Raw genomic sequence first — 15855 nt, forward strand, 5'->3', positions numbered from 1 at the left:
TATATGAAGAGAATAGGTTTAATTGACATCGGTTCAAATACTATTAGACTCGTTATTTTTGAATGTTCAGATGAAACAGGATTAAATGAATTACAAAACATTAAAACCCCAGCTAGATTAAGTCAATATTTAACAGAAGATAAAGTTATGACTGAAGAAGGTATCGAAATATTAAGTGAAACATTATATAGTTTCAAAAAAGTTGCTATGAAGTTCAATGTAGATGAATTAGTGCCTGCAGCCACTGCAGCTGTTAGACAATCGAAGAATTTAAATGAAATTAAAGAAAAAGTAAAAACTAAAACAGGTTTAGATATAGAAGTCATTCCTGATGAAGATGAAGCATTTTATGGTTTCTTTGCTGCTACTCATACGCTTAATATTCAAAATGGAATCACCGTAGATATCGGTGGTGGTTCAACAGAAATTACACATTTTGAAAATAAAAAACTAATGAATGCAGTAAGTTTCCCATTTGGAGTTGTAACGCTACAAAAAATGTTCTTTGAAGGAAAAAATCATAATGATAAGAACGCTATAAAAAAATGTGAAAAATATGTTAAAGATCAATTTGAATCAGAAAAATGGATTAAAAATAAAGGATTACCAATTATAGGTATCGGTGGTTCTGCACGAAATAATGCGAGAATTCATCAATCTTTACACAATTATCCGATAGCAGGTGTTCATGGTTATGACATGAATAAAAAAGGTTTAGAAGAAGTGTTTGATGTATTGAAAAAATCAGACAAAAACGATTTGAAAGATTTAGATGGATTAAGTAGAGATAGAGTAGACATTATTATGCCAAGTTCAATTGTATTTAATACATTATTCGAGGTTGTAGATGCAACAGAATTTAGTTTCTCTAGAAAAGGTTTAAGAGAAGGACTTGTTATGACCATATTAAAAGAAGATTTTTCCAAAGCTTTTAATAAAGATAATGTGGCCACTGATGCACTTAAATATTTAGCAAATGAGTACAATATTAATCCTTCTAATGGACGACAACGGGTAAAACTTGCAGAAACTCTACTAAATAAAGTAATGGAAATAAACGATATTACTATTTCTGAAAGTGATAAATCATTATTTAAAGATGCTGCTTATTTATACTATTTAGGTTCATTTATTGATGCAGATTCCAGTTCTCAACACACATATTATATAATCGCAAATAGTAGTATCAATGGATTGTCGCATAAAGAGAGAGTGAAATTAGCTTTATTAGCAAGTTTTAAAAATAAAACTTTATTAAAATTTTATGCAAAAGAAACTAATTGGTTCAAAACTAATGAGATAGATCAAATACAGAAGCTAGGCGGTTTAATTAAATTTGCTCATGCACTTAATGTATCAAATACAGACTGTGTTGATTCATTAACATTGACAGAATCTAAAGATGAATATGTACTAGAAGTACAATATGTAACAGATCCTATAGCGGAGCAATATCAATCTGAAAGACAGAAGAAACATATAGAAAAATTATTACCAAAAAAACTTAATATAAAATTTACTCAAGGTTAATGTTTATACGTTTTAATAGAACAGTACTAACTTTTTAAACGATGCAAATTTGTAAAGGGTGTGGTAATTATGGGAGAACAAGCTAAACAATATAATCTAGATAATTCAAAATACTATAATAACAGAGAACTTAGTTGGTTAGACTTTAATTACCGTGTTCTTGAAGAAGCATTTGATTCTAATAATCCATTACTTGAACAATTAAAATTTATAGCAATTCACAGTTCTAATTTAGATGAGTTCTTTATGGTAAGAGTGGCCGGGTTAAAAGACCAAATTAAAATGAACTTTAATGAACCTGAGAACAAAGCGCAATTAACACCTAAAGAACAACTTATTTGCATTGAAGAAAAAAATAGAATCAATGTCGATTTGCAATATAAAAGATTTAATGAATTAAAAGAAAAATTAAAAACTTATAATATTTATATTACTCAACCAGAAAGGTTACCAGAAATTCTAATTGAACAATTACACGCTCAATTCAACTCAGAAATACTGCCAACTTTATCACCATTAGGCATTGATGCATACAGACCATTACCCAAATTAAATAATAAAATGCTTAATTTATTTGTAGATATAAAACTAGATGATGGAGAAATCAGATCAGCAATTGTACCCGTTCCAGTTCTATTGGACAGAATTATTAAACTTGAACACGAAGGTAAAAAATATATTGTATTTCTTGAAGATGTGATTTCTTTATTCATCGAACAATTATTCAATGGTTATGAAGTCATTAATACTTATACTTTTAGAGTTACAAGAAATGCAGATTTAACGATACATGAAGATGGTGCTGAAGATTTACTTATTGAAATTGAAAGATTTTTAAAAGAAAGAAAAAGTGGTGTGGCTGTCCGATTAGAAATTGACAGTAGACATATTGATTCTGAAGTAAAAAGTATATTTCTCATGAATGAGTTTGAAATAGATAATCATGATATATATAGGGTAAATGGGCCTGTAGATTTAACTGTTTTATTTTCGTTAGTTAGTCAATTGGAGGATTTGTTACCGAATGAATTATTCAAACCACATACGCCTCAAATTCCTGCGTCTTTAAATAAAAATAATATATATGAGTTAGCATTAGAAAAAGATATATTCTTCCATCACCCATACGAATCATTTAAACCAATTGTAGAGTTTATTAAAGAAGCTTCTGAAGACCCTGATACACTTGCCATTAAACAAACACTTTACCGTGTAAGTAGTGATTCACCTATTATTCAAGCGTTGAAAAATGCTGCAGAAAATGGTAAACAGGTTACTGTATTAGTAGAATTAAAAGCAAGGTTTGACGAAGAAAATAATGTACAGTGGGCTAAAATGCTAGAAGATGCAGGTTGTAATGTTATTTATGGAATGACATTTTTAAAAACACATAGTAAAATTACTCTTGTGATAAAACGTGTTAACGGTAAAGTTATGCCGTTTGTACATTTAGGAACAGGTAACTATAATGATAAAACTGCAAAATTATATACAGACATGGGTATCATTACTACTAATCCAGATATAGGAGAAGATGCGATTAATTTCTTTAATTATTTAAGTGGTTATTCATTAAAGCCAAATTATAATGAGCTGATTGTAGCGCCATTTGAAATAAGAGATGTATTTGTTGATCACATAGATCAAGAAATTGAAGCTCATAAAGAACATGGTAATGGACTTATTATTGCTAAGATGAATTCTTTAACAGATAAAAAAGTCATAAAGAAATTATTTGAAGCTTCTCAAAATGGAGTGAAAATTAAACTGATAATTCGTGGTATCTGTTGTTTAAAGCCAGGTATACAAGGTGTAAGTGAAAATATAGAAGTAATTAGCATTGTGGGGAGATATCTAGAACATTCTAGAATATATTATTTTTATCATAACGGTGAAGAAAAAATGTACTTATCATCAGCAGATATGATGACAAGAAATATGATAAAACGAGTTGAAATTTTATTTCCAATTTTAGATGAAAGCATCGTTAAAAGATTAAAAGACTATTTGAATTTACAACTTGATGATGGACTGAAGGGAAGGATCCAAGATTCAAATGGAAAGTATCATTACAATGATGCTGGAAACAAACAAGCTAGTTCTCAACAAATATTGATGGAAGAAGCAATTCTTAAGGCTAAACAATTACAGCAAAGTGAAATTAAAATAGGGAAACCAATAAGAAGTAAGAAATCTAATTTATTTAATAAATTCAAACGAAGGTTTAAAAGATAAATAATTATAAGTAATGTATCCTTGAAAACATATAATTAGAGTCTGGGACATAAATAATTGTCCCAGACTCTCTTTTTGTATTGGCAGTAGCTGACTGGTATGAAAATGCGCTTATGTCAAGCTTTTTTCATACCTAGTCATCCTTGCCGGGATGGGACTACGAAATCTTTTTAATAAAATGAGATTTCTGTCCCACCCCCTAATTCATTTTATATTTTAATCTTCAAGCGTAACTGAAACGAATTCATCTTTAAATGGATGTTCAAATTCAATTTTGTAACTGTGCAGTTTCAATTGTCTCAGTTTACTATTGTTATAAAGTGGATCTCCAACTACTGGATGACCAATCTCTGCTAAGTGTACACGGATTTGGTGTGTTCTACCTGTGTCTAATTTTAGTTCGACTTCTGCTGTGTGCTCATCAAGCATATGACTTTCAAGAATATGTGTTACAGCGCGCTGACCAGTAGGTGATACGCGACGTTTATTAGGGTGAAACTTATCTTTACCGATAGGCATATCGATTGTTTGTGGTTTCAAAGGCAATAAACTATCTACTTGTGCTTTATAAGTACGCTTAATTTGTCTATCTTCTAGCATACGATCCAATATTTTTTTAGCAATAGGATGTTTTGCTACTAGTAATAACCCAACTGTTTCCTGATCTAATCTGTGCACGGGCTCTACATAATCAGAATCTATAGTATAAATAGCATGGTTCATTAAAGTATTTGCTTCTTGTAAATCGTTAGGATGAGTTTTAACGCCTTTAGGTTTTACAACGATTGCAAAATATTCATCTTCATATTTAACTTCAGCAAGACGATAGCTTGATACATACTGACTTGTTTCATTTAAGACAGGAATATGAAGTTTATCTCCTTTTGACACATGACTACGCAACGTGCTTGGTTCGTTATTAAGTGTTATTTCTTTGGACATTCTCAATAAATGTAATTCTTTCTTAGGTAATTGCAAAGATTTAAACATTTCTTCTATTGTTTGTCCTTCGTATTTCGATGGTATTATTATTTTCATGATATCCTCCAAGAATATTTAGCTTAAAATCGGAAAAATGATGTTATAACTAAATTTAAGTTATAATTAGTATAACAAGAAAATTACATAAGAAGTATCTTTACCGCTTAATTTAAACATTTAAATGATAAAGAGATGGTATGTATAATAGGTGTATAACCAATGATGATAAAGGTGATGTAAATGGAGAAACCGACACGTACAAGTTTATTGAAAGAAATTGCAGAGTTTTTAAATGAAGAAACAGAAATGTATAGTATGATGCATGGTGCTCTAAAAAAATTAGTGAATGGAAGTAATTTTCATACAGGGTGGATCTTTTTCATTGATGAAAAAGGACGTCATGAATTAGTTGCAGAAGAAGCATTACCGCCTGCTTTAACACATAATGATTGTCAATATATGACTGAAGGTACGTGTTGGTGTGTTACAGCTTATCATAATAAAAAATTAACAAAAGCCTCTAATATCATTAATTGTTCTAGAATTGTTAAGGCAACTAGAGAACATCATGATAAAACAGATGGTATTACTCATCACGCTACAGTGCCTTTAAGATCAGGAAATGAACAATTTGGCTTATTAAACATTGCTACGCCAGAAACAAAAAGATATTCTGAAGAAGACTTAGAATTATTAGAATCAGTGGCCTTTCAAATAGGTTCAGCAATCAAAAGGATTATATTAACAGATCAAGAAAAAGAAGCTGCAAGAATAAATGAAAGAAACAGGTTAGCGAGAGACTTGCATGACTCAGTAAATCAAATGTTATTTTCTTTAAAGATTACAGCTCATGCTGCTAAAGGTATCACGGATCACGAAAAGGCTAAAAAAGCATTCCAAACAATTGAAGAAACAAGTCAAAGTGCGGTAAATGAAATGAGAGCTTTAATTTGGCAATTAAAACCTGTTGGTCTAGAAAACGGTCTTATTTCTGCAATTAAACAATACAGTCAATTTATTCACGTTGAATCTGAATTTGAAGTTGAAGGTTTAATTGACTTACCGAATACAATAGAAGAGAATGTTTATCGCATTATTCAAGAATCATTAAATAATATTAAGAAACACTCTGGAACACATCATGCCAACATTTATATGGAACAAAACAAATTACAATTTAAAGTGGTTATTATAGATGAAGGCATAGGATTTGAAAGTAGTAAAACAGAAAAAACAGTTTCTAATGGTTTAAGAAATATGAAACAGCGTGCACAAGTTATGAAAGGACACATAGAAGTCAGTTCTAGTACAAATAAAGGTACCAAAATAGAATTAACAATACCACTTTAAATGTGATTAGGGGTTGTAAAAATGAATTATCAAGTAATATTAGTGGATGACCATCATATAGTAAGACAAGGATTAAGATTTTTGATTGATACAGTGAAAGATTTTAATATCGTAGCAGATTTTCCAACTGGAAAATTATTGTTAGATTATTTAGAAGAAAATGAACAACCAGATATCATATTGCTAGATTTAGTAATGCCTGAGATGAACGGTATTGAAATAACTGGTATTCTAAAGAAAAAATATCCAAACATAAAAGTATTAGTTTTAACGAGCTTTCTTGATGAAGAACATGTCATATCCGCGCTTGATAAAGGAGCGGATGGATATGAAATAAAAGATGTAGAACCAGAAGCACTGATACAAACAATAAGAGATGTATTAAAAGGTGAACGAAAAATTCACCCTAAAGTTCAATCTGTTATCTCTGAAAGTGAACAAAAACCACACAGAGCTAATAAATTATCAAAGAGGGAAATAGAAGTACTTAAAGAGATGGTAAAAGGAAAAACTAATAAAGAAATAGCAGAAACACTTTTTGTTTCTGAAAAAACGATAAAAACCCATGTTAGCCATATATTAAATAAGCTTAAAGTATCAGATAGAACTCAAGCTGCTGTTTATGCTATGGAACATCAATTAATCAATTAAATACATGATTATTTTAATGAGTTAATATCAAAATTTTGATATTAACTCATTTTTTTGTATAAAATTTTAAATAAGTCTTACAAAAAGAAAGCGCTTACTATATAATAATGACATGGAGAAATTATTTTACGTTAACAATTGGGGGTAGTATAAATATGAAAGTAAAAAAGAATTTAACTTTAAAGATTGTTATAGCTTTAATATTAGGTATAGTAGTGGGATCTATATTTAATATTTACGAAGGTAATAGTTTTGTTCAAAATACTAATCAGTATATATTTAATGTACTAGGGCAAATATTTCTGAATCTAATATTCATGTTAGTAGTTCCAGTAGTATTTGTTTCTATCGTATTAGGCGTTGTAGGTGTCGGTGACCCTAAGCTACTTGGTGGTATTGGTTTAAAGACCGTTATCTTTTTCTTAACAACAACAGCTATCGCAATAATTATCGCAATGGCTTTAGCACTTGTATTTAAACCAGGTGCTGGCCAAGGAGACTTATTAAATAGTGACGAAGTTAAGAAATATGGAGCTGAACAGAAAGCTAAATCTGGGGATGCTGAAGCACCAGAAAATCAAACATTCGATCAAACGCTCATTAATTTATTTCCTAAAAATCCAATGCAGTCTATGGTTGAACAAGATATGTTACCAATCATCACATTTGCGATTTTCATTGGTATAGGAATGATAGCATTAGGTAATAAAATAGAAGTCGTCAGGACTTTTCTCGAACAGACCAATGATATACTCATGTATATCGTTACAATGATTATGAATGTATTTGCTCCAATAGGTACATTTGGTCTAGTTGCAACGGCATTCACAAATGCAGGTTTTGGAGCTATCAAGCAACTAGGTATGTATTTCGTCATTGTATTGTTGGCATTATTCATACATTTCTTTGTTGTTTATGGTGGAGCAGTCAAAATCTTAGCAGGAAAAAATCCTTTATGGTTCTTTAAAAAGTTCTTACCAGCAATTGCTGTAGGATTTAGTTCATCTAGTTCAAATGCAACGTTGCCTATCTCTCTAGAATGTACAAAAGATATGGGAGTTAGAAAAGAAATTAGTTCGTTTGTTCAACCACTTGGTGCAACAATTAACATGGATGGTACAGCCATAATGCAAGGCGTAGCTACAATTTTCATTGCCCAAGTATCTGGGATGAACTTGACAGTCATGCAAATGATTACGGTAGTTATAATAGCTGTTATAGCATCTATTGGTACAGCTGGTGTACCTGGTGTAGGTTTAGTTATGTTAGCTATGATTTTAACATCAATCGGTATAAACCCAGCCGCAATTGGTATGATCATCGGTATAGATAGATTATTAGACATGACACGTACATCAGTAAATATTACAGGTGATGCTGCATGTGCATTAATTCTTTCTGAGAGAGAAAAGTCAAAATTGGCGAAAAATTAACATTTCAACGTATTAAAGAGATAAATTGATAAAAAATCAATTTATCTCTTTTATTTTTATGCAAAATGTATTATGATGATACTTGTGCTCGAAAAAATCGTGTATTTTTGCAACATAATATAATAAATTAATAATAGAATTTAAATAGAAAGGTAGTTATTGATGGATAAACAAACTTTTACAACGATAATTCAAACAAAATTTAAAATGGTTCGTATTGAGGCAGGTTACACTCAAGATACAATGGCGAATACAGTAGGATTATCTAAAAAAACTTTAGTACAAATAGAAAAAGAACGTGTATTACCAAACTGGACAACTTGTGTATCTATCTGTGCATTATTCAGAGATTCAGACGTTTTAAACACAACATTTGGTTGTGACCCTCTAGAGGTAATTCAAATTATTTCTCGTCATCATTGTGCATATCCAAACCATGATAATACGAGTGATATTTATTGGACTACTATTGATGCAAAATCAGGCTACATTTTACAATCTAATAAAAAAACAGATTTGTATAGAGTTTTAAATGACGAACGTCAACCAATATTTGGTACTGCGAAGAAACGTGAAGCAGAAACATATTTCTTACGTAAAACTCAATCATTATTTGTTTAATATTTGTGAAAAGCTACTTCTTAGATTATTCTAAAGAAGTAGCTTTTTTTAAAGGAGAACAGATATGACAACTATATTAACAATTATAGGAATGATGATAATAGGTTCAATTATTGGTGGCTTTACTAACTTTGTCGCTATTAAAATGTTATTTCATCCATACCATGAAAAGAAAATTTTTGGTTATAAACTACCATTTACTCCAGGACTTATTCCAAAAAGAAGAAATGAATTATCGGAAAAAGTAGGTCAGATGGTAACAAACCATTTATTGACTCCGGAAGTATTTAAAGAAAAACTTGTTAACCCTAATACTAAAAGTGTTCTTGAAGATACAATTAAAGTTCAATTTAAAACATTAAAAGAAAAAAACTACACACCACAAGATTTTATAAATAGAATTGATTATCCATTGGAAGAAAAATTAAATGAAACTTTAAAAAATACAATAGAACAAAAAGTGGATAAATATTATGAAATTCATCAAAAAGATGCAATTCATAGTTTAATCCCTGAAGAAATATATGAGGATTTAAGTCGACAAGTGAATCGTGTTACACCTGAGATATTATCGAAAATTGATATTTATTTAGCATCTGATAAAGGCAAAAATGATATATATACAATGGTAGAAGAATTTTTCGAACAAAAAGGAAAAATGGTGGGCATGATTCAAATGTTTATGACTACTGAAGACATTGTATATAAGGTTCGAAAAGAACTGAGAAATGTAATTAAGCAAGAAAAAATTCATAATATGATTGATTTACAAGTACAAACACAATATGAAAAGTGGATGTCAAAATCATTAGATGAAGTTGTTACACTTGGAAGGAAAGATAAAGCAAAAGTTCTTATCGCTGATGAAATAACTGAATCTGTTAATGTGCATAAATATTTAAACACACCATTATATGAACTTGTACCAAGTTTATTTGAATATATGGAAGGTAAAGGTACAGAAAGATTTATTGACTATATGATTCAAAAAGTTGGAGATAATATTAGTTTAATTCTAGAAAGAATGAAATTAGCAGAATTGATTAAAGAACAAATTGATCGCTTCGAATTGTCATATCTTGAAAAGTTAGTAATAGAAATTTCAAACAAAGAGTTGAAATTAATCACATTACTAGGATTTGTATTAGGTGGCATAATAGGCTTGTTCCAAGGTATAATCGCTATTTTTGTATAAGCTTTCGAAGTGTGATACAGTATTATTGGAATTGATATTCTAATACACTTTTTAATTATAGGAGCGAATTTATTATGGCAGAAGTAAATATTTATGACAAAGCGAATGAACTAGAACAAACTTTACGTGAAAGCAACGAATATAACAAAATTAAAGAGCAATACGAAAAAGTAAATGCTGACCCAGAAACTAAAAAATTATTCGATGAATTCCGTGAAGTTCAACTAGATTTACAAAACAAACAAATGCAAGGCGAAGAAATCTCAGAAGTAGATATCGCTAGAGCTCAAAAGTCAGCACAAGAAATTGAGCAAAACGAAACAATTTCTGAATTAATGCAAGCTGAACAAGCTATGAGTCAACTTATTCAAGATTTAAACCGTGTTATCATGAAACCATTAGAAGATATTTATGGTAGTCTTGAAGATAATCAAGAAGGTCAACAATAATTCTTAATTTCAAAAGTCTTGTTAGGTACGTAGTCGTATCTAACAAGACTTTTTTTAGGTTTAAACCGTTGTTTATTACCTTTGTCATGTATCGTATATGCCTTGAATATGGTAAAATTAATACATTAAAAGACTACTTATTAATCTGATTATTCTATTGAATTGTGCTTGAATAAAATAATTAAGAAAATGAACTAATAGTGAAAGAGGTTAGTTAAATGATTAAATTTATACATTGTGCAGATTTACATCTTGATAGTCCATTTAAATCTAGACATTATTTAAGCCCTTCTATTTTAAACGATGTTAAACAGAGTGGTTATAATAGTTTTACTAATATTATTGATGATGCAATAAAAGAACAAGTTGACTTTGTTATTATTTCAGGTGATTTATTTGATCAAGATAACAGAACTTTACGTGCGGAAGTTTACTTGAGAGAACAATTTAAAAAGCTAGAACAAGAACAAATATTTGTATATATTATCCATGGTAATCACGATCCATTATCAGATTCAGTTCATACTGTTTGGCCAGAAAACGTTACGGTATTTAGTGATAAAGTTTCAACATATCAACTTATCACAAAAAATGGTCAAGTCGTTTATTTACATGGATTTAGTTATCAAAAAGATGCAAGTTATGAAAATAAAGTTGATGAATACCCTGAATCAACTGGCAATAAAGGTATACATATTGGATTACTACATGGAACTTATTCTCAAGCTTCGAATGTCAAAAACAGATATACTGAATTTAATGTGGAAGACTTAAACAGTAAACTTTATCATTACTGGGCTTTAGGACATATACACGAGCGCCAAATGATTAGTGAACTATCTCAAATTCACTATCCAGGTAATATTCAAGCACGTCATTTTAAAGAAAAAGGCGAAAAAGGCTATTTATTAGTAGAAGGTGATGAGGCGAAGTTAGAAGCCAGATTTAAACCGACACAATATATACGTTTTGAAAAAGCTATAATTGAAACAAAAGCTAAAGGTAAACATGCATTGTACGAAGCGATTCAAAAGTTCAAAGATAGTGTGCGAACTGAAGGGAAAGCCTTCTACCAATTAGACGTATATGTAAAGCATGATGAAGTACTTAAGCAAGAAGAAATTAATCAAGTTATTCAATTGATTCAAGAGTATGAAGAAAATCAAACTAATTTTATTTTTATTGAAGAATTAAATGTATTTTATGAACAAGATTCTGAAGTGATGTTAGCTAACGAATTTAATGATGATATTTTAGAAGATGACCAAATATTAGAAGATGCATTGAGCGATTTATATATGAATCCTAAAGCAAATCGTTTCCTAGAACCGTTTAGTGATATTGATAAAGAAGCACTCATTGAACGTGGCGAAGAAATTTTAAAAAGAAGAATGAGAGGTTAAAGCGATGAAATTAAAATCATTAGAAATTTATGGCTATGGCCAACTCATGTCTCGTAAAATTAAATTTGACCAAAGTTTTATGCAGATTTATGGAGAGAATGAAGCCGGTAAATCCACTATACAAGCATTTATTCATTCTATTCTATTTGGGTTTCCAACAAAGAAAGAAAATGAACCGAGACTAGAGCCACGATTAGGCAATCAATACGGCGGTAAATTAGAACTAGATTTTGATGGTCAAAGTGTAGAAGTTGAACGCGTTAAAGGTCGTGTTACTGGAGACGTTAAAGTTTATCTCCCAAACGGTAAAGTTAAAGATGAAGAATGGCTTAAACAAAAACTAAATTTCATTAATAAAAAAACATATCAAGGTATTTTTTCATTTAATGTTTTAGGATTACAAGACATTCATAAAAATTTAACTGAAGATCAATTGCAAATGTATTTATTACAGGCTGGTGCTTTAGGTTCTACAGAATTTACTGGTATGAGTAATTTAATGCAGTTAGAAAAAGATGCATTATATAAGAAAAATGGGAAAAACCCAATTTTAAACGTTCAACTTGAACAGTTAAATGATATAGAAATAAAAATTAAAAACGAAGAAAAGAAAATGGCGGAATATGAACGGTTACAAGATGAAAAAGATAAAGTATCTAGAAGATTAAATCAACTAAAAGATAATTTAGGTAATCTTACAAATCGTTTATCTAGCAAAGAAAAAGAAATATCTTTACATAAAGATGTAGCTGAATGGAAAGATTTAGAAACAAAATTAAACATCGAACCATATACATTCCCTGAGCAGGGGATAGAGCGTTATGAATCCGCTATTAGAGCTAAAGAAAGTATTAAGCGAGATTTGACTTTACGAAATGAAAAGCTTACACAAGTAAATCATACATTAAATCAAGTTAAAGTGATGTCAGAACGTGATGAAAAGGCATTAAATAGCATTCGTCAAAGAGAAACTGATATTAAAGAAAGACATCAAGAATTAAAGCAGTTAAATAAACAAATTGAAGATACAGAACGTGATAATACGTTACTACGTCAAGATATTGGTTGGGATGAAGAATATTTATCTGTAGACACATCCGAAGCAATGAAAACACATATTGCTGAGTTAAATAGAATTAAAGATGAAAATATCGCTGAACGTGAACAAATTAAACGTGCGATGAACCAACAAGATATTGAACAAGAGCGTTATAATCATAGCATCGAAAGATTACACAATGACTTAGTTTCAGATGAAAATTATGAACAAAAGAAAGTATATAATCAAAAGGCTTTAGAGCTCGGGGAAAAACGTTCACTCTATCAAAAGATGGAAGACAGTTTTAAAAAGCAAAAAGAAGAAAATGAGAAAAGAACAAAACAATATCGTTTAGGCTCAGTAATTGGTGGAATTCTGTTTGTTGCGATAGCAATATATGCATTTGTTATATCTCAATTTGTATTTTGTGGTATATTTGCCGTTGTTGGTTTATTACTTCTTGTACTATCATTTTTCATTAAAACAAAAGAGTTAGATCATGATGAAGCATTTTCAAGAGAAATTGATGAACTTGAGGAGAAGGTGTCTCAGCTTAAACAGTTTTATAGTTTGGACTTTAATTTAGAAGAACAAACAAAAATAAGACAAGAATTAGATCGTTATTATCAATCACAAGAAATACTTGCTACAAAGCAAGCAGAACTAACTAAAGAATTAGAAAAAGTGGAAGATATCATAGCGAAAAAAGAACGAGCGATTGAGGAAACAAAATCAAGTCTACACGTTTCAAATCAATTATCTTCTCAGTTATTAAATGATGCTCTAAATACAATTAAGAAAATTAAACAAAACAGAATCGAAATAGATAGGCTATCTAAAATAAGAAATGAAAAAGAAGAAACAATAAATGCATTTTACAGAGAAGCTGATAGTATTGTCAGTCATGCTGGTATTCATTATCAAGAAATCTCTTTATTCCATGACGTCAAACAAACTCTAGACGAACAACAAAAAGAATCTAATATTAAAGCGAGAAATATCGAACAACAAGCTTTACTCACAAATGAAATTAACGCTTTAAACGAAAGATTAGAAGAAAATAATAATGTTATACAGACTCTGTTCGATTATATTAATGTACAAGATGAAGAATCTTATTATCGTCATCATAAAGAGTATGTAACGTACCATGAGAATTTAAATAGATTTTCTCAATTAACAAACTATTTAAGTAATCAAAACTATGATTACGACAAAAATACGCAACTTAGTTATATGACGAAAACAGATTTAGAAAATGAAAGAACTCAATTAGAACATCAAGTCGATGAATATAATGATAAATATTTATCAGTACAAGCTGAAATTAGTGATTTAACCGCAAAAATTAACCAGATGGAAACAGATGAAACATTATCTAATTTAAGACATGAATATCATTTATTAAAAGAAAAAGTGAACGAAACAGCAAAAGATTGGGCAGCTTTAAGTTATTTACAAAGCTTAGTTGAAGCTCATATTAAACAAATTAAAGATAAACGTTTACCATTTGTAGTGAAGGATGCCACGGATATCTTAAAAACATTAACAGAAGGTAGATATAATCAAGTTATATATGATGAACAAACGGTGAGTGTAAGGCATGAGAATGGTCAAATATTCCATCCAACTGAATTAAGCCAATCAACTAAAGAGTTATTGTATATTGCTTTAAGATTTAGCTTAATTAAGTCGTTACACAAATATTATCCGTTTCCAATTATTGTTGACGATGCATTTGTTCACTTTGATAAACAACGTAAAGAAATAATGATTAAATATTTAATGTCAATGTCTAAAGATATACAAGTGTTATACTTTACGTGTAATAAAGATAATTCTGTTCCACAAAAACAAACAATAACTCTGACAAAAATAGAAGGAGGCAAGAATTAATGAGAACGATAGAAACACTAAAGCCAGGAGATTCGGTTGATCATTACTTCTTAATACATCGTGCAACTCAAGGCGTAACAGCACAAGGTAAGCCATATATGACACTTTATTTAAAAGATAAAAGCGGAGATATCGAAGCAAAAGTGTGGACTGTCACTAATGAAGACATAAAACTACTTGTTCCAGAAACAGTTATTCGCGTTAAAGGTGATGTTATAGATTACCGTGGACGTAAACAAATGAAAGTAAATAAGTTTAGAGTAGCTACTGAAGAAGATAATGTAAAATTAGAAAACTTTCTAGAAGCAGCACCTCTAACAATTGAAGAAATGTCAGATGAAATCATGACATATGTATTAGATATTGAAAATGCTAAATTACAAAGAATCACACGTATTTTACTAAAAAAATACCAAAAAGATTACTTCACTTTCCCAGCAGCGAGCTCACACCATCATAACTTTGTATCTGGACTAAGTTATCATGTTGTAACGATGTTGAGACAGGCAAAAGCCTTATGTGATATATATCCTATTTTAAATCGTAGTTTATTATACAGTGGCATTATTTTGCATGATTTAGGAAAAGTTAAAGAACTTTCAGGGCCAGTAGCTACAACTTATACAGTGGAAGGTAATTTATTAGGACATATTTCAATTATTAGTGATGAAATATCTCAAGTTGCAAAGGAACATAATATAGAAGGCGAAGAAGTTATGTTACTTAGACATCTTGTCTTAAGCCATCATGGTAAATTAGAATATGGATCGCCTAAACTGCCAATGGTTAAAGAAGCAGAAGTTCTTCACTTCATTGATAATTTAGATGCGAGAATGATGATGTTTGAAAAACATCTTAAAAAAGTAGAAAAAGGGCAATTTACAGAACGTATTTTTGCATTAGAAAATAGACAGTTCTATAAACCTGAAACTTTAGATTAATATAACGAGAAATAGGGAGTGGGACAGAAATCTCATTTTATTAAAAAGATTTCGTAGTCCCACCCCGGCAAGGGTGACTAGGTATGAAAAAAGCTTGTTATAAGCGCATTTTCATACCAGTCAGCTACTGC

12 protein-coding genes are annotated in these 15855 nt (G+C 30.1%); 11 read left to right on the forward strand and 1 reads right to left on the reverse strand.

Translation table 11 applies throughout. The features are described 5' to 3' along the window. Positions 1 to 3: 3 nt before the first annotated feature. Together ACNMOQ_RS05130 and ACNMOQ_RS05135 are read left to right on the forward strand one after the other, a co-directional pair. Entirely contained in the window at positions 4 to 1530 is a 1527-nt protein-coding gene (locus tag ACNMOQ_RS05130) for a Ppx/GppA family phosphatase (RefSeq protein ID WP_239706483.1), read from the forward strand. Positions 1531 to 1599: 69 nt separating this feature from the next. Continuing rightward, on the forward strand, positions 1600 to 3765 hold the full coding sequence (locus ACNMOQ_RS05135) for an RNA degradosome polyphosphate kinase (protein ID WP_064211360.1): 2166 nt from the start codon (positions 1600 to 1602) through the stop codon (positions 3763 to 3765). A 216-nt stretch (positions 3766 to 3981) separates the two neighbouring features. Here the strand turns inward: ACNMOQ_RS05135 and ACNMOQ_RS05140 are convergent, their stop codons facing one another. After that, the gene (locus tag ACNMOQ_RS05140) at positions 3982 to 4803 is read right to left on the reverse strand and encodes an RluA family pseudouridine synthase (protein WP_416350308.1); all 822 of its coding nucleotides are present in this window, start codon (positions 4801 to 4803) and stop codon (positions 3982 to 3984) included. A 183-nt stretch (positions 4804 to 4986) separates the two neighbouring features. Here ACNMOQ_RS05140 and ACNMOQ_RS05145 point away from each other — a divergent pair, with 183 nt between their 5' ends. The 9 genes from ACNMOQ_RS05145 to yhaM all read left to right on the forward strand — a co-directional run bounded on the left by ACNMOQ_RS05145 (position 4987) and on the right by yhaM (position 15724). Beyond that, the gene (locus tag ACNMOQ_RS05145; RefSeq protein ID WP_416350309.1) at positions 4987 to 6096 is read left to right on the forward strand and encodes a GAF domain-containing sensor histidine kinase; all 1110 of its coding nucleotides are present in this window, start codon (positions 4987 to 4989) and stop codon (positions 6094 to 6096) included. Positions 6097 to 6117: 21 nt separating this feature from the next. Beyond that, positions 6118 to 6747 (forward strand): response regulator, encoded by a 630-nt coding sequence (locus ACNMOQ_RS05150; protein WP_416350310.1) that lies wholly within the window; start codon positions 6118 to 6120, stop codon positions 6745 to 6747. Between the two features lie 155 nt (positions 6748 to 6902). After that, positions 6903 to 8180, forward strand: coding sequence for a dicarboxylate/amino acid:cation symporter (locus tag ACNMOQ_RS05155; RefSeq protein ID WP_416350311.1), 1278 nt, complete (start codon positions 6903 to 6905; stop codon positions 8178 to 8180). A 162-nt stretch (positions 8181 to 8342) separates the two neighbouring features. Then, positions 8343 to 8801, forward strand: a complete 459-nt coding sequence (xdrA, locus tag ACNMOQ_RS05160) for an XRE family transcriptional regulator XdrA (protein WP_016999946.1) — start codon at positions 8343 to 8345, stop codon at positions 8799 to 8801. A gap of 64 nt (positions 8802 to 8865) precedes the next feature. Then, entirely contained in the window at positions 8866 to 9996 is a 1131-nt protein-coding gene (locus ACNMOQ_RS05165) for a DUF445 domain-containing protein (protein ID WP_239724662.1), read from the forward strand. Between the two features lie 74 nt (positions 9997 to 10070). Beyond that, entirely contained in the window at positions 10071 to 10445 is a 375-nt protein-coding gene (locus tag ACNMOQ_RS05170; protein ID WP_016999944.1) for a YlbF/YmcA family competence regulator, read from the forward strand. A gap of 218 nt (positions 10446 to 10663) precedes the next feature. Further along, the gene (locus ACNMOQ_RS05175) at positions 10664 to 11848 is read left to right on the forward strand and encodes a metallophosphoesterase family protein (RefSeq protein ID WP_016999943.1); all 1185 of its coding nucleotides are present in this window, start codon (positions 10664 to 10666) and stop codon (positions 11846 to 11848) included. Between the two features lie 4 nt (positions 11849 to 11852). Further along, positions 11853 to 14783 carry an ATP-binding protein gene (locus tag ACNMOQ_RS05180; RefSeq protein ID WP_016999942.1) on the forward strand — a complete coding sequence of 977 codons (2931 nt, stop codon included), beginning with the start codon at positions 11853 to 11855 and terminating at the stop codon, positions 14781 to 14783. After that, positions 14783 to 15724, forward strand: a complete 942-nt coding sequence (yhaM, locus tag ACNMOQ_RS05185; RefSeq protein WP_016999941.1) for a 3'-5' exoribonuclease YhaM — start codon at positions 14783 to 14785, stop codon at positions 15722 to 15724. The genes ACNMOQ_RS05180 and yhaM overlap by 1 nt, the downstream gene beginning before the upstream one ends. Positions 15725 to 15855 lie beyond the last annotated feature (131 nt).

It is taken from the genome of Mammaliicoccus lentus, from assembly GCF_947036595.1.
Taxonomy (GTDB): Bacteria; Bacillota; Bacilli; order Staphylococcales; family Staphylococcaceae; genus Mammaliicoccus; species Mammaliicoccus lentus.

Excerpts from the sequence above, each read along its gene's own strand:
- ACNMOQ_RS05130 (WP_239706483.1), top strand. The coding sequence starts at position 4 with ATGAAGAGAATAGGTTTAATTGACATCGGTTCAAATACTATTAGACTC.
- ACNMOQ_RS05135 (WP_064211360.1), top strand. The coding sequence starts at position 1,600 with ATGGGAGAACAAGCTAAACAATATAATCTAGATAATTCAAAATACTAT.
- ACNMOQ_RS05140 (WP_416350308.1), bottom strand. The coding sequence starts at position 4,803 with ATGAAAATAATAATACCATCGAAATACGAAGGACAAACAATAGAAGAA.
- ACNMOQ_RS05145 (WP_416350309.1), top strand. The coding sequence starts at position 4,987 with ATGGAGAAACCGACACGTACAAGTTTATTGAAAGAAATTGCAGAGTTT.
- ACNMOQ_RS05150 (WP_416350310.1), top strand. The coding sequence starts at position 6,118 with ATGAATTATCAAGTAATATTAGTGGATGACCATCATATAGTAAGACAA.
- ACNMOQ_RS05155 (WP_416350311.1), top strand. The coding sequence starts at position 6,903 with ATGAAAGTAAAAAAGAATTTAACTTTAAAGATTGTTATAGCTTTAATA.
- xdrA (WP_016999946.1), top strand. The coding sequence starts at position 8,343 with ATGGATAAACAAACTTTTACAACGATAATTCAAACAAAATTTAAAATG.
- ACNMOQ_RS05165 (WP_239724662.1), top strand. The coding sequence starts at position 8,866 with ATGACAACTATATTAACAATTATAGGAATGATGATAATAGGTTCAATT.
- ACNMOQ_RS05170 (WP_016999944.1), top strand. The coding sequence starts at position 10,071 with ATGGCAGAAGTAAATATTTATGACAAAGCGAATGAACTAGAACAAACT.
- ACNMOQ_RS05175 (WP_016999943.1), top strand. The coding sequence starts at position 10,664 with ATGATTAAATTTATACATTGTGCAGATTTACATCTTGATAGTCCATTT.
- ACNMOQ_RS05180 (WP_016999942.1), top strand. The coding sequence starts at position 11,853 with ATGAAATTAAAATCATTAGAAATTTATGGCTATGGCCAACTCATGTCT.
- yhaM (WP_016999941.1), top strand. The coding sequence starts at position 14,783 with ATGAGAACGATAGAAACACTAAAGCCAGGAGATTCGGTTGATCATTAC.